The 16228-nt window shown below is 67.2% G+C and carries 17 protein-coding genes; 10 read left to right on the top strand and 7 right to left on the bottom strand.

Going from position 1 to position 16228, the window contains the following annotated elements:
* Both ACLJPD_RS17095 and ACLJPD_RS17090 read right to left on the bottom strand, forming a co-directional pair.
* Positions 1-534, bottom strand: a complete 534-nt coding sequence (locus tag ACLJPD_RS17095) for a hypothetical protein (RefSeq protein ID WP_410873174.1) — start codon at positions 532-534, stop codon at positions 1-3.
* Between the two features lie 6 nt (positions 535-540).
* Entirely contained in the window at positions 541-897 is a 357-nt protein-coding gene (locus ACLJPD_RS17090) for a hypothetical protein (protein ID WP_410873172.1), read from the bottom strand.
* Between the two features lie 168 nt (positions 898-1065).
* Between ACLJPD_RS17090 and ACLJPD_RS17085 the strand changes: the two genes are divergently transcribed.
* The 3 genes from ACLJPD_RS17085 to ACLJPD_RS17075 are packed head-to-tail and all read left to right on the top strand — an operon-like array spanning position 1066 to position 3411.
* On the top strand, positions 1066-2073 hold the full coding sequence (locus tag ACLJPD_RS17085) for a YncE family protein (RefSeq protein ID WP_410873171.1): 1008 nt from the start codon (positions 1066-1068) through the stop codon (positions 2071-2073).
* Positions 2073-2324 carry a DUF5703 family protein gene (locus tag ACLJPD_RS17080; RefSeq protein WP_410873170.1) on the top strand — a complete coding sequence of 84 codons (252 nt, stop codon included), beginning with the start codon at positions 2073-2075 and terminating at the stop codon, positions 2322-2324. Before ACLJPD_RS17085 ends, ACLJPD_RS17080 begins: the two co-directional genes overlap by 1 nt.
* A gap of 7 nt (positions 2325-2331) precedes the next feature.
* The gene (locus ACLJPD_RS17075; protein ID WP_410873169.1) at positions 2332-3411 is read left to right on the top strand and encodes a quinone-dependent dihydroorotate dehydrogenase; all 1080 of its coding nucleotides are present in this window, start codon (positions 2332-2334) and stop codon (positions 3409-3411) included.
* A gap of 1 nt (position 3412) precedes the next feature.
* Here ACLJPD_RS17075 and ACLJPD_RS17070 read toward each other — a convergent pair whose 3' ends face one another.
* A complete protein-coding gene (locus ACLJPD_RS17070; RefSeq protein ID WP_410873167.1) occupies positions 3413-3811 on the bottom strand; it encodes a hypothetical protein in 399 nt (132 codons plus the stop codon).
* 306 nt (positions 3812-4117) lie between these two features.
* On the opposite strand from ACLJPD_RS17070, the gene ACLJPD_RS17065 reads away from it, so the two are divergent.
* The 3 genes from ACLJPD_RS17065 to ACLJPD_RS17055 all read left to right on the top strand — a co-directional run bounded on the left by ACLJPD_RS17065 (position 4118) and on the right by ACLJPD_RS17055 (position 8442).
* Positions 4118-5620 carry a PfkB family carbohydrate kinase gene (locus ACLJPD_RS17065; RefSeq protein ID WP_410873166.1) on the top strand — a complete coding sequence of 501 codons (1503 nt, stop codon included), beginning with the start codon at positions 4118-4120 and terminating at the stop codon, positions 5618-5620.
* A 201-nt stretch (positions 5621-5821) separates the two neighbouring features.
* Positions 5822-6487, top strand: coding sequence for a GTP cyclohydrolase II (locus ACLJPD_RS17060; RefSeq protein ID WP_410873165.1), 666 nt, complete (start codon positions 5822-5824; stop codon positions 6485-6487).
* 131 nt (positions 6488-6618) lie between these two features.
* Positions 6619-8442: an AMP-dependent synthetase/ligase gene (locus tag ACLJPD_RS17055; RefSeq protein WP_410873164.1), complete on the top strand. Its 1824-nt coding sequence runs from the start codon at positions 6619-6621 to the stop codon at positions 8440-8442.
* 56 nt (positions 8443-8498) lie between these two features.
* Here ACLJPD_RS17055 and ACLJPD_RS17050 read toward each other — a convergent pair whose 3' ends face one another.
* Together ACLJPD_RS17050 and ACLJPD_RS17045 are read right to left on the bottom strand one after the other, a co-directional pair.
* Positions 8499-9026 (bottom strand): YbhB/YbcL family Raf kinase inhibitor-like protein, encoded by a 528-nt coding sequence (locus tag ACLJPD_RS17050; protein WP_410873163.1) that lies wholly within the window; start codon positions 9024-9026, stop codon positions 8499-8501.
* A 50-nt stretch (positions 9027-9076) separates the two neighbouring features.
* The gene (locus ACLJPD_RS17045) at positions 9077-10438 is read right to left on the bottom strand and encodes a M20/M25/M40 family metallo-hydrolase (RefSeq protein WP_410873162.1); all 1362 of its coding nucleotides are present in this window, start codon (positions 10436-10438) and stop codon (positions 9077-9079) included.
* 159 nt (positions 10439-10597) lie between these two features.
* Between ACLJPD_RS17045 and ACLJPD_RS17040 the strand changes: the two genes are divergently transcribed.
* Positions 10598-11554, top strand: a complete 957-nt coding sequence (locus ACLJPD_RS17040; protein ID WP_410873161.1) for an endonuclease/exonuclease/phosphatase family protein — start codon at positions 10598-10600, stop codon at positions 11552-11554.
* Here the strand turns inward: ACLJPD_RS17040 and ACLJPD_RS17035 are convergent, their stop codons facing one another.
* The gene (locus ACLJPD_RS17035) at positions 11555-12280 is read right to left on the bottom strand and encodes a helix-turn-helix domain-containing protein (RefSeq protein WP_410873160.1); all 726 of its coding nucleotides are present in this window, start codon (positions 12278-12280) and stop codon (positions 11555-11557) included.
* A gap of 254 nt (positions 12281-12534) precedes the next feature.
* Between ACLJPD_RS17035 and ACLJPD_RS17030 the strand changes: the two genes are divergently transcribed.
* A complete protein-coding gene (locus ACLJPD_RS17030) occupies positions 12535-13356 on the top strand; it encodes an alpha/beta fold hydrolase (RefSeq protein ID WP_410873158.1) in 822 nt (273 codons plus the stop codon).
* 88 nt (positions 13357-13444) lie between these two features.
* Here ACLJPD_RS17030 and ACLJPD_RS17025 read toward each other — a convergent pair whose 3' ends face one another.
* The gene (locus ACLJPD_RS17025) at positions 13445-14050 is read right to left on the bottom strand and encodes a TetR/AcrR family transcriptional regulator (RefSeq protein ID WP_410873157.1); all 606 of its coding nucleotides are present in this window, start codon (positions 14048-14050) and stop codon (positions 13445-13447) included.
* A gap of 56 nt (positions 14051-14106) precedes the next feature.
* Between ACLJPD_RS17025 and ACLJPD_RS17020 the strand changes: the two genes are divergently transcribed.
* Together ACLJPD_RS17020 and ACLJPD_RS17015 are read left to right on the top strand one after the other, a co-directional pair.
* Entirely contained in the window at positions 14107-14955 is an 849-nt protein-coding gene (locus tag ACLJPD_RS17020; RefSeq protein WP_410873155.1) for an alpha/beta fold hydrolase, read from the top strand.
* An 88-nt stretch (positions 14956-15043) separates the two neighbouring features.
* A complete protein-coding gene (locus ACLJPD_RS17015; RefSeq protein WP_410873154.1) occupies positions 15044-16228 on the top strand; it encodes an NAD(P)/FAD-dependent oxidoreductase in 1185 nt (394 codons plus the stop codon).

The following is a 16228-nucleotide window of genomic DNA, read 5'->3' as shown; positions in this document are numbered from 1 at the left end:
TCAGCCGCAGGCGGCGGTGCGATAGTCCGCGGAGCGCAGAATGCCGCACAGGTCGGTGCGCGAAATCTTCCACTTACCGTCGAGCAGCACGAAATGCACGATGGTGGTGCGGACATTGGTGCCCGAACCGTCCTTGTCCAGCCGCATGGTCGCGGTGAGCGTGCCGTCCCGGTTGTCGAACACCGGGTCGACGACGCCGTACACCGCCTGGGGGTTGTCGCGCAGCGCCTTGTACATGTCGGGGATGGCGTCGGAGAACGCGGCACCGTCCTCGATCAGTTCGGTGCGCTCCACATCGGGCAGGTTCGGGTCGAGCGCGCGCTTGATCTGCGCGTCGAGTTCTTGGGCGCTCGGCAGCGGCACATTGGCCTTGCTGGCCGAGATCGCGACGGAGGAAGCGAGGGAGGCGTTGGCCGAAGACCGTGCGGCGTCGACCGAGGCCTCATCGGCGGTTCCCCCGCACGCGGCGAGGGCGACGAGGGCCGTGAGGCAGGCGGTGGCCGCAGCGGCCCTGGCGGAAAGTGTGGAAGGCATCACCATCTACATACCATCAATGACGGCACTGATCCGTCCCAGGATGGCCCGAACTGTGGAGATGTCACTGGAAACGGGCGCCGCGACCGGGTCGGCGTCGGGGAGCAGATCACGCACGAAAGCGCTGACGCTGCGTTCGTCGCCGAGGTCGATATCGGTCACCTGAGCGTGCGCTTGGGCCACCACATCATCGGATCCGGGTACCGCATCGCCCAGGTCGGCGCGATAGATCTGCACGGTCAGGGTGGCGCGGTGGGTGCGGAAGGCGAAGGGGTAGCCGTCGTCGGTGGTGCCGAAGCCGTGGGCGAACGGGCCGACGGAAATGTCATCGATGCCGAAACCCACTGGCGTCCGGTCGGTCATCGTGCGCTTCTCCTGCCGTTGCCTGGCAACAAATTTGTCGACGCGTCAACAGTAACGCGCGTCACCGACACCTCCGACGCGCGCTACCCGGTCGGAGCTACTGGTGAGTCATCATGGTCAGATGGTGATCAAGGCAGTCACCTCGTGCGGATTGAAGGAGTTCGGTGCATGCGCCCTCGTGGCTCGGTCGCCTCTGCGTTGGTCGGCGCGGTGGTTGTGGTGATGCTGACCGGGTGTGGTGGTGACGACAGCGGTCCCGATGTCCCGACCAGGGCGCCTGCCACCGCAGCCGTGTCCCCTGCTGCCGCGAACCCGGCCGGGCAGGTCTTCCCGGCGGCCGCGACCAGAGCGTTGCTCGCCGAACGGTCGACGGGTCGGCTGGCCGCCCTCGACACCGCGGGCACCACGCTGTCACTGATCGATCCCGGCTCACCGACCGCCCCGCGCCCGGTCACCTTGCCCGCCGCCGGTGCGTCGCTTGCCCAGGGCAAACCCGGAGAAGTCCTCGTCGCCGCCCCCGACCGGGTTCTGCGGGTCGACGCGCTCACGGGCACCGTTGCCGAGATCCCCGTCGACGGTGACGTGCACAGCGTGCAAGTTCGCACCGACGGCACGCTCGTCGTCGGCACCGCCGACGGCACCCTGCGAGAACTGACCGCCGACGGCACCGTCACCCGCACGATCACCGGCCTGGTCTCGGCCGACGTGATCGCGGTGACCGGCGAGAACATCACGGTCCTCGACCGCAGGCAAACCGCCGTCGTGGCAGTGGGCGAGGAAGCACTCGGGCTGATGCTGCGCGCGGGCGACGGCGCCACCAACGCCATCACCGACCCGCACGGTCGCATCATTGTGGCCGACACCGCGGGCGGTGAGCTGCTGGTCTATTCGGCCGGTCCGCTCGTGCTGCGTCAGCGTTTCCCGGTATTATCGTCGCCTTACGCGCTCGCTTACGACCCGCGCTCGGAGCTGGTGTGGGTGAGCGCCACGCAGAGCAACGAGGTCGTCGGCTACGACCTGTCGACCGGCATCGGTGTCGAGGTGGCCAGGTTCGCGACACTGCGCCAACCCGACGCGATCACCGTCGACGAACGCACCGGCGACCTGTACGTGGCCTCCGCCACGGGCGAGGGCCTGCAGCGGATCGGCGCGGACGAGCAGAAGAGAGGGCAGTGATGGCCACACCTCGCAGTTCGCGCTCGGCGATACCGCCGAGTTGGGAAACCAGCAACGACGACTACGAATACGTGCCGCTGCGGCTGCCACCCGAGGTCAACCGGGTCACCGCCTCGATGCGACTGGCCATCCAGGCCGAATTCGGTGGCTGGGAGTTGTCCCGGGTGCGCGCCTACACCGACGGTAGTCGCCGGGTGCTGTTGCGCCGCCGCAAAAATGCCGTCCTGCCTGTGCCCGAACCCGGATTGTGAGCCGACCATGTACGCCCTCCTGCTACGCCTGATGTTCCTGATCCCGCCGGAGCGGGTCCATCACCTGGTGTTCGCCGCCCTGCGTTTCGCCACCTGGTTCGCGCCGACCCGCTGGCTGGCCCGCAAGCTCACCGTGGTGGGGGACCCGATCCTGGCCACCACCGCGTTCGGTGTCGACTTCCCCGCTCCGCTGGGTTTGGCCGCCGGTTTCGACAAGAACGCCGACGGCGCGAACGCCTGGGGCACACTGGGTTTCGGTTTCGCCGAGATCGGCACCGTCACCGCGCACGCCCAGCCCGGCAACCCGGCACCGCGCCTGTTCCGGCTGCCCGCCGACCACGCGCTGATCAACCGGATGGGTTTCAACAATCACGGTGCCGCCGCCGCGGCCGCCCGCCTGCACGGCGCGCACCCCACCGTCCCGATCGGCGCGAACATCGGCAAGACCAAGATCACCGAACCCGAGGCCGCGGCAGGCGATTACGCGACCAGCGCTCGATTACTCGGCCCGCTCGCGGACTTCGTCGTCGTCAACGTGTCCTCCCCCAACACTCCCGGCCTGCGTGACCTGCAAGCCGTGGAATCCCTGCGCCCGATCCTGCAGGCCGTGCTCGACAGCGTCTCGGTGCCGGTCCTGGTGAAGATCGCCCCCGACCTGTCCGACGACGACATCGACGCCGTCGCCGACCTCGCCGTCGAACTGGGCTTGGCGGGCATCGTCGCCACCAACACCACCATTCGCCGCGACGGGCTCGACACCCCCGCCGTCGAGGTCGAAGCCATGGGCGCAGGCGGCCTGTCCGGCGCCCCCGTCGCCGACCGCTCCCTGGAAGTCCTGCGCCGCCTCTACACCCGCGTCGGCGACCAGGTGGTCCTGATCTCCGTCGGCGGCATCGAAACCCCCGAGCAAGCCTGGGCCCGCATCCTCGCCGGCGCCACCCTGCTGCAGGGCTACACCGGCTTCATCTACGGCGGCCCGTTCTGGACCACCCGCATCCACCGCGGCATCGCCGCGAACCTGCGCGCCGGTGGCTACGCGTCACTGTCCGACGCGGTCGGCGCCGAACATCGCGCCCACTCGGTCTGAACTACCCGAAGTAGACGCGCCGCTTCGCGTTACCGTGCCCGAACAACTGCGGTGCGGTCCGCGGGCCGCCCGCCGACACCGCCCGATCAGCTACCTCCTCGGGGTCGTCGTTGTCGCACCGCGCGATCATCCGCTTGTACAGCCGAATGATCGCCTGCTCCCACACGATCCCGAGGGTGTCGGCGTACGCACTGATCTGGGCGTGCGACATGCGGTCGTGGGTGGCGGTGACATCGCTGATCAGCTCGTCGAGCAGCATTCCCGCGTGAGCCTGTGCACGGGTGAGCTCGCGTTCGGGCAACCAGCTCAGCTGCCAGAGTTCAGGGTCCGCGACCACACGCACGGCGTATTCGGGGCTGCGGGTACTGCGCATGTCGTCCGGGGTCAGGTGAATGGTCATCGGATTCTCCGATTCCAGCAAGGGAGCTCGGGCTCCCGGTTCCTCCAGATGCGCCGACGCGCCCGCCATCTCGCGTTCGGCACGTGCATCAGCGGTGGCGCCGACTGCACCTCGAGCTCGCCGTAGCGTGGTGAACTCGCTGTATCGCCACTTTCAGTGTGGCATTTGCCCTTCGCTGAGGTCAATTGCCGTTGTACGTTGGTAATTGCCGGAATCTGAGGGTGGCAAACCCCCGATTGTGGCGATCGCAGTCCGGCGTCCGCCCCGCTCCGGCGCCCGGTATGTCGAGAGTTCACGGGAGGCAACATGTCGATGGTTCCCCAGGATGCCCGCGTCGCCGCGATCCGCTCCATCCTGGCGAGGTTGGGAAAGTACGCGGGCCTGAGCGCAGAACGCTTGCGCCACACCGAGATCGACGCTGCGCCGCTGCTAGAACTGGTGTCGGTGCGACGACATGCCCGGCGCACCGGGGTCACCGTCGAGGAGTCGATCCTGCCGGTGGTGTGCGAGGTCGCGCACTGGCTACCGCCCACGGACCGCCTGATCGTGGATGCGGTGCTGTCGCTGGGACTGCTGCGGGACCGGGTCGGCGTCGGTATCGATATCGAACGCCTTTATGCAGATAACCTCGGGGAACGTCGAGAGGCATTAACAGAACAGTGGGTTGGTCTGCACACCCTGCTCGATGTCGACCCTGTTCCCGAGGCGCCCACGGTGAAGCGATTGCGCACGTCCTCCGAGCACAGCGCGTTCACCGCGCTGGCCGGCCTGCTCGCCACGGATTCGGCAGGGCCGTCCACTGCGCATTCCACCGGTCCCGCGCTGACGCGGCACGGTGTGGTCACCGTTTTCGGTGACGCGGTCATCGATCACCTCTACCGGGTGAACGCCTTCCCCGCCGCCGATGACGCGGCACACGGCAGCTTCACTGGACATCCGGGGGGCAAGGGCCTCAACCGCGCGGTCGCTGCGGCCCGCCTCGACATCGACGTCCACCTTGTCTGCGCGGTCGGCGGCGACGAATACGGCCGTCGCATCCTCGAATTCATCGAAACCGAGGGCGTGCACCTCGATCTGGTCAAGGTCGTCCCGTACGCACCGTCGCTGGTCACCGCAGTGGTGATCACCCCCAACGGTGAGTCCCGCATCATCGGATGCCGGGACAGCCGCGTCCAACTCCAGGACGAAGACCTACACCGCCCCGAATTGCGCACCGCGTTGGACGCCTCCGACGTGGTGATCCTCAGCTTCGAACAACCTCCCGCAGTGATCGAGCAGGTCCTGTCGATGGTGTCGCAGATGCGCCCGAAACCACCCGTCATCGTGTGCCCGACACCGGCCATGGCAGTTCCGCAAACCCTCTACCAGCATCTGGGCGCGGTCGACTATCTCGTCGGTGCGGCCGAGGACCTGGAAGCCCTACTGCCGAACGCACCTGTCGAATCCAACGGCGACATCGCCCGATTGCTGCGTGGCCTCGGTGTGGGCACCGTCTGCACCGTCGAGAACTTCTCCTGTGTCGTCGCCTCCGACACGGTCCAGGTCGTCATCGATCACTTTCCGCAGGTACTCAAAGCCTCCGTCGGTGCGGCCGCCGCCTTCACCGGTGCGCTGGCCTACCGGCTCGTGAACTGCGAAGCACCGCTTACCGCAGACGATTTCGTGTGGGCCACCGCAGCGATGATTCCCACCCAGAATTTGGGTGCGGTGGCGGTGTCGATGCCGACCGTCTCCGAGATCGACCGAATCGTGCGCCTGTACGCACGCGAGAACACTGACACGCTTAACCCTGACGTGACACCCAAGTGACCTGTCTCACCGTCTGCCCCGAGTAGAGTCGCGCCGTTGCCCTGCACATACCGTCCACGCAGCGGGTTTCCCGATGCCGGAACAGCCTCGGAGGAGCGCTTGACGATCACCGATCCCGTCCGTACCACGCCGGAAACGGCGAACGGACGAGGCGTTGACGATTTGCGACCGGTACATCAATTCAGCCGCAACGGCACTCAGATGCAGGTGCAGGTACACACCATCGACAGCCCTACCGACGGCGGCTACGTCTTGGTGTTCGGCGACATCGACACGGCGTGTCAGCGTCAGGACAAACCCTTGGTGCGCGTGCATTCCCGCTGCCTCTACGGTGACGCCCTCGGATCCGACGACTGCGACTGCGGCCCTGAGCTGGCTCTGTCGATGAACATGATCCAAGACGAAGGTGCCGGGGTGCTCGTGTATCTCGAACAGGAGGGGCGCGGCGCGGGTTTGATCTGGAAGGCCATCGGCTACCGGACCAGCGAGCAACTCGACATCGACACCTTCGACAGCTACGAGTGGCTGGGCCTGGATCCCGATACCCGCCGCTATGAACTGGTCGCAAAGACGCTGTGCGACCTCGGCATGACCCAGGTGCGCCTGCTCACCAACAACCCGGAGAAGGTACGGGCGTTGACCGACGCGGGAATAGCGGTCGAAGTGATCCCGCTGGCGATCGAGCTCGGCACCGAACGCGGCCGCCGTTACCTCGATGCCAAAGTCCGCCGCCGCAAGCACATGATCCCCCGTGATTTCGCGCCGTGGGCGCCCTTGCCGAACACAACGACCGAGGTAGCGAACCCGCCCGCGGACCAGGTCCGGCCACGATGGTGGCGCCGATTGCCCATCGGACGTCGCCGGTAACCCCGCTCACAATCCCGTATGTCCGGTTACGATGAGTGAGCTACGCCACTGCTGATGTCTCTGTCTCGAGATAATGAGGCAGTTTCACTTGCATTGGCTCGGCATCCAGCTCGGCCTATGGGAACAGGAATATGACAGACATCGGTTTCGCGCACGCATCCGGCGTCACGGTGCACACCGTGCCCGCCGCCTTCCAGCAGACTGCCGCCTTGCGGCCCGACCAGATCGCCTTGCGGACGGTCGGTGGCACCCAGGAGATCACCTGGTCCGAGTATGCGACCAGGGTCAAGGCGTTGGCGGGCGGATTGGCGAAGCTGGGGGTGCGCCACGGCGACGCGGTCGGCATCATGCTCACCAACCGGCCCGAGTTCAACCTCGTCGACACCGCCGCCCTGCACCTGGGCGCCGTCCCGTTCTCGGTGTACAACACCAGCTCCACCGAGCAGATCGCGCACGTGTTCGCCAATGCGGGCAACAAGGTGGTCATCACCGAGCAGGCCTTCCTCGACACCCTGCGCGCCGCCGGTACCGGCGTCGAGCACACCGTGGTCGTCGACGGCACCGCCGAGGGCACGATCACCCTGGCCGAGCTGGAATCCGAGCCCGCACCGGACTTCGATTTCGATGCGGCCTGGCAGGCCGTGCAGTCCGGCGATATAGCCACCCTGATCTACACCTCGGGCACCACCGGCCCGTCCAAGGGCGTCGAGCTGACCCAGAGCAATGTGATCGCCCAGGTCGTCGGCCTGGTCTCGGGTCCGCTGCCGGTCGGTTTCGACGACCGCGCCGTGTCGTATCTGCCCGCCGCGCACGTCGCCGACCGCATCTCCGCGCACGCGATGAGCTTGCTCACCGGCATCCAGATCACCACCGTCACTGATCCGCGCGAGATCGCCGCCGCGCTGCCCGACGCCCGCCCGACGGTGTTCTTCGGTGTGCCGCGGGTGTGGCAGAAGATCAAAACAGGCATCGAGAACAAGCTCGCCGTCGAACCGAGCCCGGTCAAGAAGGCGCTGGCCAACTGGGCGATCAAGGTCGGTGTCGCGCAGGCCAAGGCGAAGCTGGCCGGTGAGAGTTCGCTGCTGCTCGGCGTGCAGCACAAGATCGCTGACGCCCTGGTGTTGTCGAAGCTGCGCGCGGCGCTGGGGTTCGACGAGTTGAAGTGCGCCGCGTCCGGTGCCGCGCCGGTACCGCCGGAGACCCTCGAATACTTCCTCGGCCTCGGCTTCGCTGTCACCGAGGTGTGGGGGATGTCGGAAACCGCGGGCGTCGGTACCTACACCGAGCTCGACAAGCCGCGCCCCGGTTCGGTCGGGCGGGTGATGGACGGGTGCGAACTGCGCCTCGACGCCGACGGTGAGGTGCTGCTGCGTGGCCCGATCATCACCCCCGGCTACCGCAACATGCCCGACAAGACCGCCGAAGCCATCGACAGTGACGGCTGGTTGCACACCGGTGACATCGGCACCCTCGACGCCGACGGCTATCTGCGCATCGTGGACCGCAAGAAGGAACTGATCATCAGCGAAGCGGGCAAGAACATCGCCCCTTCCAATATCGAGAACGCCATGAAGGCGGCCTCGTCGATGATCGGTCAGGCTGTCGCGATCGGCGAGGCCCGCGCGTACATCACCGCCCTGATCATGCTCGATCCCGATGTCGCGGCGTTGCGCGCCAAGGACTTCGGTGCCACCGATGCCACCCACGCGGAACTGGCCCGGCGCAAGGAGATCGTCGACGAGGTCAGGGAAGCGGTGCTCGCGGGCAACGGCAAGCTGTCCCGGGTGGAGCAGATCAAGCGTTTCGTGATCGTGGACAACCTGTGGGAGCCGGGCGGTGACGAGCTGACCCCGAAGATGTCGCTCAAGCGGACCCCGATCGCGAACAAGTACGCCGAGACGATCGAGGAGCTCTACGCGGCGACTCCGCCGGAGCATGTCGTCAACGTGAAGTAGGTACCGACAAACAGCGGTGGCCCCGGAAGTCTCGGGGCCACCGCTGTTTTCGTGAGTCAGTTCTGTTCGTAGGTACCGATCAGGGTGGCCCTGGCCAGGGTGTGGGAGAACAGGTTGAACCCGAGGTAGGCGGGCGTCGCGTCCGGTCCGATTTCGAGTGCGGGGACGTCGACCGCGTGCACGACCACGAAATACCGGTGTGGGCCATGACCTTTCGGCGGTCCGGCACCGACGAAGCCGGAGAAACCGCCGTCGTTACGCAAGCTCACCGCACCGGCGGGCAAGCTCCCGCCTTCGCTGCCCGCGCCGGCGTCGAGGGTGGTGACCGACGCCGGAATGTCGGCCACGGCCCAGTGCCAGAACCCGGACGCTGTCGGTGCGTCGGGGTCGTACACCGTCACCGCGAAACTCTGTGTGCCCTCGGGGAATCCGGACCAGCTCAGCTGCGGCGAGATGTCCTTGCCGCCGGCACCGAACACCCCTGAGACCTGATCGTTGGCCAACGGGTGACCGTCGGTGATGTCGGCGGAGGTGACAGTGAACGACGGCACCTGCGGCAACGCGTCGTACGGGTTGTGGCTCATCAAAGACCTTTCCGTGTTGTTCGGCGGCCGGCCCGCGGGTTCTCGGCCGCTCAGCTGTGCAGAAGGAAGTGTTCCAGCACCCGGGTCCCGAATTCCAGTGACTGCACCGGCACCCGCTCGTCGACCCCGTGGAACAGGGCGGTGAAATCCAGCTCCGGCGGCAGCTGCAACGGCGCGAAGCCGAAGCAGCGAATCCCTATGCGCGCGAACGCTTTCGCGTCGGTGCCGCCGGAGAGCATGTAGGGAACGGTGCGCCCGTTGGCATCGTGGGCCAGGACCGCGTCGTTCATGGCGTCGACGAGGTGGCCGTCGAAGGTGGTCTCGTAGGAGTCGAGCTTGGTGATCCATTCCCGTTCGACGTCGGGTCCGATCAGCTCGTCGACCTCGCGTTCGAACGCCGCCTGCCGACCCGGCACCACCCGGCAGTCGATCACGGCTTCAGCGGTCTGCGGGATGACATTGGCCTTGTAACCGGCCTGCAGCATGGTCGGATTCGCGGTATCGCGCAGGGTGGCGCCGATGATGCGTGAGATGGTGCCGAGCTTGGCCAGCTGACCTTCGATATCGGGACCGTGCGGATCGAACGCCAGCCCGCTCTCCTCGCTCACCGCGGCGAGGAACTCTGCCACCGAATCCGACAGCACCACCGGGAAGGTGTGCCTGCCCAGGCGGGCGACGGCTTCGGCGAGGATGGTGACGGCGTTGTCCTCGTGCAGGAACGACCCGTGTCCGGCGCGGGCCTTGGCGCGCAACCGCATCCAGCCCAGGCCCTTCTCCGCGGTCTCCACCAGGTAGAGCCTGCGTTCGGTGCCGTCGGGGCGCGGCACGGTCAGCGAGAAGCCGCCGACCTCACCGACCGCCTCGGTGACGCCGTCGAACAGGTCGGGCCGGTTGTCCACCAGCCACTGCGAGCCCCATTTGCCGCCGTTCTCCTCGTCGGCCAGGAACGCGAACACCAGATCGCGCGGCGGCACGGTGCCTTCGGCTTTGAACTGGCGGGCCAGGGCCAGGGTCATCCCGACCATGTCCTTCATGTCGATCGCGCCGCGCCCCCACACGTAGCCCTCGCGCACCGCACCCGAGAACGGGTGCACGCTCCAGTCGGCGGCCTCGGCCGGCACGACGTCGAGGTGCCCGTGGATCATCAGCGCGCCGCGACTCGAGTCGGCGCCCTTCAATCGCGCGAAGACGTTGCCGCGCCCCGGCGCACCCGACTCGACGTATTCGGTCTCGTAGCCGACTTCGTGCAACTGCCGCGCCACCCACTCGGCGCACTCCCGCTCGCCCTTGGTGGTGGACAGCTCACCGGTATTGGAGGTGTCGAACTGGATCAGCTTGCTGACCAGTTCCACCACCTCGTCCTCCGCGCGGGACCGCCCGTTCGAACCAGAATTCTCGCCAGATGCCGACACGCCCCCTTTCCTACCACCATTTACGCACCCACCGCGCCACCTCCCGGTCGGTCCGCGCCTGCGCCGCAGCTCGCGCCCCAGACTCGGGGTGAGCAGAACTCCCCCGCGTCGACCGAGCGCAGATTCGCGCACCACCCCCTCGCGTGCTTGGCTTGCGCAGTGAGAGCGCAGGTAGTCCGGATCGCTGTCGGCCTGGTAGCGGGGACGGCGACGCTGGCCGGGGCCACGGGTGTGGGGTTGCATTTCATCCGGTGGCCGCTGGAACCGCTCGTGCTGGCAGCCTCGGGGGCGCCGTATCTGATCTGCGGTGCCGTGCTCGGGGCCGTCGGATTCGCGGCGATCAGGCAGTGGATCGCGACCGGTGTGGCGGTGGTCGTGGTGGCCGCGGGTATCGCCACCCAGGCGCCGCTGTATTTCGCGGAACCCGGCGGTGACGGCCAACCGATCATGGCGATGCAGGCCAATCTGCTCTTCGACGGTGCCGATCCGACGGTGCTGGTGGAGCAGGTGCGCACGCGCGATATCGCGATCCTCACCGTCAACGAACTGACCCGCACCGCCGTGGAAAGCCTGACCAGCGCCGGCCTCGACCAACTCCTGCCCCACCGCTTCCTCGCCCCTGGTCGGACTGCCAGCGGCACCGGTATCTGGAGCCGTTTCCCGTTGTCCGACACCGTCGAATACGACGGCTATGTCCTCAACCAGGTCTCGGCCACCGCCACCGTCCCCGACGTCGGCCCGGTCTCGATCTACGCCTTCCACCCGGTCCCGCCCGTCTATGACACCGGCGTCTGGGCAGACGAGCTGTCCCGCCTGCACGAGATCCTGCGCCGAGCCCTGGCCGACCGTCCCGCGATCGTCGGTGGCGACTTCAATGCCACCTACGATCATGCTCGCTTTCGCGCCATGGCATCGGGCCGTTTCGCCGATGCCGCGGTCCAGGCCGGCGCGGGACACCTGGTCACCTACCCGACCGACAAGCGCATCCCGCCACTGGTGGGCATCGACCACTTCCTGCTCGCGAACGCTTATGCCACCAGTGTCGACACTGTCGCTGTGCCCGGCGCCGACCACCGAGCGTTGGTCGCCCGGATAGTCCTCACCACCGTCGGCTAGTCACCTGTTCTCGGCGTCGCGTTCGGCAAGGCGCACTCGCCACTGTTCCATGGCTTGGCGCAGTGCCGCGCCGACGATGGCGACGAATTCGGCCGATTGTTCGAAGCGGGCACCGGCGGGGGTGTCGGGGCCGAGGATCTCGACACCACGCCGGGTCATGGCGGACAGGGAGTTCTGCATCTGGACCGAGGCGACGAGGTTGCGCAGCCAGATGTCGTCGTCGACGAGGTAGCGTTCGCGCCGTTCGCCGGGGATCAGTTCGCGGCGCAGCATGCCCTGCTGTTCGAGGAAGGCCACTGCGTTCGAGATCGAGGCGGGGCTCACGCGCAGTCGCGCGACCAACTCGGCGGCCGTGAGCGCCCCGGAGTCGGTGATCTGCAGGCAGGCGAGCACTCTGGCTTCCATGCGGGGCAGACCCTGTTCGATGAGCAGGGCGGTGAATGATTCGGCGAAGTCGGCGACTGCCCGGGGGTCACGGCCGTAACCGCCGTCGGGAATCGGGGGCGCGTCGGTCTTGGCCTGCTTGTGTCGGCGTGCGCGCTGCTGGGTGTCCTCCTGTGCGCGTTCGGCCCGGTAGTCGTCGGGTCCCCCGTTGCGGGTGACCTCGCGCATGACGGTCGAAGCGGGTCGGCCCAGTTTCCGCCCGATTTCGGCGTAGCCGAGTCCTTCGGCCAGTCCCGCGGCAATGTGCTCGCGGTCCGCGTCGGTGAGTCTGCCTCCGGGCATCGCTGCTGGTCACCTCTCTGTAGGCCGGTGCGGAGCTGGTAGCCCGCACCAGCATCAGTATGCATTCAGTGTCAGTTCATTGCAAAGTAGCCACAGCAGTCCCGTTGCATTCACTGTCATATTCATTGCAACAATGCATCTATATCAGTCTCTACCATGCATTTTGAGCGACCCGATCTGTTGACAGATTCATGAACGCAATCTATATTTTAGTCATCAGTAAATAGCAAACACCGAAACGCAAAGGCATGGCGATGACTTCCTCGAACCCCACCAGCACGACCACCGCCGCATGGACCGGCACGGTCGCGATCGACGACACCGAACTGGCCGTCACCGACACCGGCGGCACCGGCACACCGGTGATCTACCTCAACGGCCAGTTCGCCACCCAGGGCTACTGGCGCCGGGTCATCGCCGACCTCGGCCCCGGCTACCGCCACATCACCTTCGACGAGCGGGCCCGCGGCAAGTCGAAGAAGTCGGCCGACTACTCCTTCGACACCTGCGTGCGTGATATCGACGCGATCCTCGCCGCCAGGGGCGTCACCCAGAAGCCGATCGTGGTCGGCTGGTCCTACGGCGCCTACCTCGGCGCGCACTGGACCAGCCGCCACCCCGGCGCCGCCATCGGCGCGGTCCTCGTCGACGGCGCCTTCCCCTACGACTGGCTCGACGAGGCGATGGAGCTGCGAATCCGCAAGCTGTTCAAGCGTTTGAGCTGGGTCCTGCCGCTGGCTCGCCCCACCGGCCTCGCGCCCCGATTGACCGCACAGCAGCAGGCCGACAGCAATATCGAACTCGGCAAGCTCTCCAGCGTCAGCCAACTGGGCCCGGTACTGAATGCCATCACCGTCCCGGTGCGCTACGTGGTCGCTTCGGGCACCTCGTTCGGCAGCAAGGGTGACGAGCAGGAAAAGATCCGCGCCGGCCTCAACGACGTGCTCGCCACCAACCCGAACATCCGCATCAGCGCGAAGGTCCCCAGCAACCACGGCGCCATCCTGCGCAAGGACTTCCGCGCCATCGCCGACGCCGTCCGCGAGATCGAGACGACCGCTTCCGTAGACAGCTGAAGAATCCCCGCCGCGTGATGAAACATCGACTGGCGCAACCACGGCCGTGTCACAGGGCCCGTGACACGGCCATCGTGGTGTCAGGTGATCAACGATCCACGGCGGAGCTCCCGGTGAGCACGAGCGCCACCCGCGCCGCCATCGCGTGACCGGCCGCGCGCAACGGTTCGGCCGAACGCAGGGTGCGGCCCAGCACGAACGCCCCTTCCAGCGCGGACAGCATCGCCAGAATCAGCTCGCGCGCCGCGGCCTCCTCGACTCCGCGATCGACGAAATATGTTGTGCCCTGGCCGATCCAGTCGCGCATCACCTCGGCGGCGACCTCGCGCAACACCGGTTCGCTGTCGGCGATCTCCCCCGCGACAGTGCCGACCGGGCACATGTTCATCCACCCGGATTCCTCGAGTGTGCGGGCAGCGTCATCGAACGCGGCGGGCACGGCAACGCGGAGATCCTCGTGAGGGTCCAACAGCAGCGGTAGTAGCTGGATGTAGGCCGCGCCGGTGCTGCGCAGTGCCTCGGCCGCGATCTGCACTTTGCCCTGCGGAAAGTGGTGATACAGCGACCCCATCGGCGCCTCGGCGGTGGCGGTGATCTGTTTGACGGTGATCGCGTTGTACCCGTGCACGCGCATCAGTTCGGCGACCGCGGTCACCAGTCGGTCGCGGGTACTCGTTGACATCTGCTCGCTCACTCCACCAGACTAGAGCAAACACACTAGAGTGAACGCTCTAGCCTGAGGAGGGCGCCATGCCGACCGTCGATATCGATGCGGGCCGGATCCACTACCGCGAACGCGGCGAAGGACCTCCGGTGGTCCTGCTGCACGGACTTCTGATGAACCACACGGTCTGGGACGCGGTCATCGACCAGCTGCCCACCGGCTTCCACTACGTCCTGCCCGACCTGCCACTGGGCGCGCACCCCGAACCCTTGCGCCCGGGCACCGATTTGAGTCTGCGTGGCCTCAACCAGGTCGTCGCCGACTTCCTCACCGCGCTGAACCTGCACGAGGTCACCCTCGTGCACTCCGACTGGGGCGGCGCCCTGTTTCTCACCGCCTACGGCCTCGACGATCGCGTCGGCCGTCTGATCATCTTCCCCAGCGAGGCCTTCGACAACTTCCCACCCGGCCTGCCCGGCAAAACCGCCACCCTCGCCTCAGCGCTACCCGGGGGCTTCACCCTGGCGTTGCGTCAGATGCGCATCGGCTGGCTCCGGCGCAGTCCGTTGATGTTCGGCTGGATGGCGAAATCACCCCTCCCCGACTCCCTCGTCCACGCCTGGACCGCACCGGGCCTGCGCGACCCCCGCATCCGCGCCGACCTGCTCGCCTACACCCGCTCCGGCTTCGACAAGCGCGAACTCATCGCCAATACCGAAGCCCTACAGCACTTCCCCGGCGAAACCCTCATCCTCTGGTCCTCGGCGGGCAAAGTCATGCCGCGCGAGCACGGCCGCCGTCTCGCCGCCCTCATTCCCCGCGCGCGCCTGGTCGAGATCGACGACGCCTATGTCCTGTCCATGCTCGACCAGCCCGCCGCCGTCACCGCCGCTGTCACCGACTTCCTCGCCACCACGACAGCCGGCCGCCGATAACCAGAGTGACCCACATCACTCATCGATCCTGTCAGGAAATCGCGCGCTGTCTCGTTCAGGGGGCACGCTGACCAGACAGGAGCGAATCATGAAGCACCGCATCGTCGTCCTCGGGGCCGGATACGCCGGAGCATTCTCCGCCGGAGCCCTGGCCCGTCGACTCCATCCCGACGACTTCGAGATCTCTGTCGTCAACGCAGAACCCGACTTCGCCGAGCGGCTGCGCAATCATCAACTCGCCGCGGGGCAACAGTTGCGTCACCTGCCGCTGGCGCAGATGTTCGCGGGCACCGGCATCCGGCTTCGGGTAGCGCGGGTGACCGGTGTCGACGTCGAGCACCGGAGGGTCACCATCACCGACGGACGCAGCACCGACCGGCTCGACTACGACACCCTGCTCTACACCCTCGGGAGCACCGCCGACGACCACGCTGTCCCCGGTGTCGACGAACACGCCTTCCACGTCGCATCACGTCCGGCGGCACTGCGACTACGCGCCCACCTCGACGGCCTGGGCGAGGGCGGCACCGTGCTGGTGGTCGGCGGCAACCTGACCGCGATCGAGGCCGCCACCGAGATCGCCGAATCTCATCCAGAGCTGCGAATCAGCCTCGTCACCCGCGGAGAACTCGGCGGTTGGCTGGGCGGCAAGGCCCGCCGTCACCTGCTCGGCGCCTTCGACCGGCTCGGTATCACGGTGCACCAGAACACGACCGTCGCGCGCGTCGAGGCCGGGGGCGCCGTGGCGGTCGACGGCACCACTTTCACCGCCGACGCGACGGTGTGGGCGGCCGGGTTCGCGGTGCCTCCGATCGCCGCGGCCAGCGGTCTCGCGGTGGAACCCAACGGCCAGATCACGGTCGACCGGCAGATGCGTTCGGTCTCGCACCCCGATGTCTATGCCGCCGGTGACAGCGCCTTCGTCATCGGCGACAACGGTCAACCGTTGCCGATGTCGTGCGCTTCTGCGGGATTCACCAGCATGCAGGCCACGGCCACGATCATCGGGGACCGGACCGGGCGCAAGATCTCGACGACCTCGCTGTCGTATGTGGGCAACCACATCAGCCTGGGCCGCAAGGACGGGCTCGTCCAGGCGGTCGACGGTGACGCGCGATCGAAGTCGTGGGCCCTGCGCGGCCGGACGGCCGCTCGCGTCAAAGCGGCCGTCCTCGGGGCCAACCCGTGGAGCCTGGCCCATCCGACCTTCGGCATGCCGAGCCGCCGATACCGCGCGGCCGGCACCGGCGAACACACCGTGGTCCCCGCCTAG

The sequence above is a fragment of the Nocardia sp. A7 genome (assembly GCF_046549215.1).
Classification (GTDB): domain Bacteria; phylum Actinomycetota; class Actinomycetes; order Mycobacteriales; family Mycobacteriaceae; genus Nocardia.
The sequence above is the reverse complement of the archived record's forward strand: the minus strand, read 5'-3'. Positions and strand labels throughout refer to the sequence as shown.

Excerpts from the sequence above, each read along its gene's own strand:
- ACLJPD_RS17095 (WP_410873174.1), bottom strand. The coding sequence starts at position 534 with ATGCCTTCCACACTTTCCGCCAGGGCCGCTGCGGCCACCGCCTGCCTC.
- ACLJPD_RS17090 (WP_410873172.1), bottom strand. The coding sequence starts at position 897 with ATGACCGACCGGACGCCAGTGGGTTTCGGCATCGATGACATTTCCGTC.
- ACLJPD_RS17085 (WP_410873171.1), top strand. The coding sequence starts at position 1,066 with ATGCGCCCTCGTGGCTCGGTCGCCTCTGCGTTGGTCGGCGCGGTGGTT.
- ACLJPD_RS17080 (WP_410873170.1), top strand. The coding sequence starts at position 2,073 with ATGGCCACACCTCGCAGTTCGCGCTCGGCGATACCGCCGAGTTGGGAA.
- ACLJPD_RS17075 (WP_410873169.1), top strand. The coding sequence starts at position 2,332 with ATGTACGCCCTCCTGCTACGCCTGATGTTCCTGATCCCGCCGGAGCGG.
- ACLJPD_RS17070 (WP_410873167.1), bottom strand. The coding sequence starts at position 3,811 with ATGACCATTCACCTGACCCCGGACGACATGCGCAGTACCCGCAGCCCC.
- ACLJPD_RS17065 (WP_410873166.1), top strand. The coding sequence starts at position 4,118 with ATGTCGATGGTTCCCCAGGATGCCCGCGTCGCCGCGATCCGCTCCATC.
- ACLJPD_RS17060 (WP_410873165.1), top strand. The coding sequence starts at position 5,822 with ATGCAGGTGCAGGTACACACCATCGACAGCCCTACCGACGGCGGCTAC.
- ACLJPD_RS17055 (WP_410873164.1), top strand. The coding sequence starts at position 6,619 with ATGACAGACATCGGTTTCGCGCACGCATCCGGCGTCACGGTGCACACC.
- ACLJPD_RS17050 (WP_410873163.1), bottom strand. The coding sequence starts at position 9,026 with ATGAGCCACAACCCGTACGACGCGTTGCCGCAGGTGCCGTCGTTCACT.
- ACLJPD_RS17035 (WP_410873160.1), bottom strand. The coding sequence starts at position 12,280 with ATGCCCGGAGGCAGACTCACCGACGCGGACCGCGAGCACATTGCCGCG.
- ACLJPD_RS17030 (WP_410873158.1), top strand. The coding sequence starts at position 12,535 with ATGACTTCCTCGAACCCCACCAGCACGACCACCGCCGCATGGACCGGC.
- ACLJPD_RS17020 (WP_410873155.1), top strand. The coding sequence starts at position 14,107 with ATGCCGACCGTCGATATCGATGCGGGCCGGATCCACTACCGCGAACGC.
- ACLJPD_RS17015 (WP_410873154.1), top strand. The coding sequence starts at position 15,044 with ATGAAGCACCGCATCGTCGTCCTCGGGGCCGGATACGCCGGAGCATTC.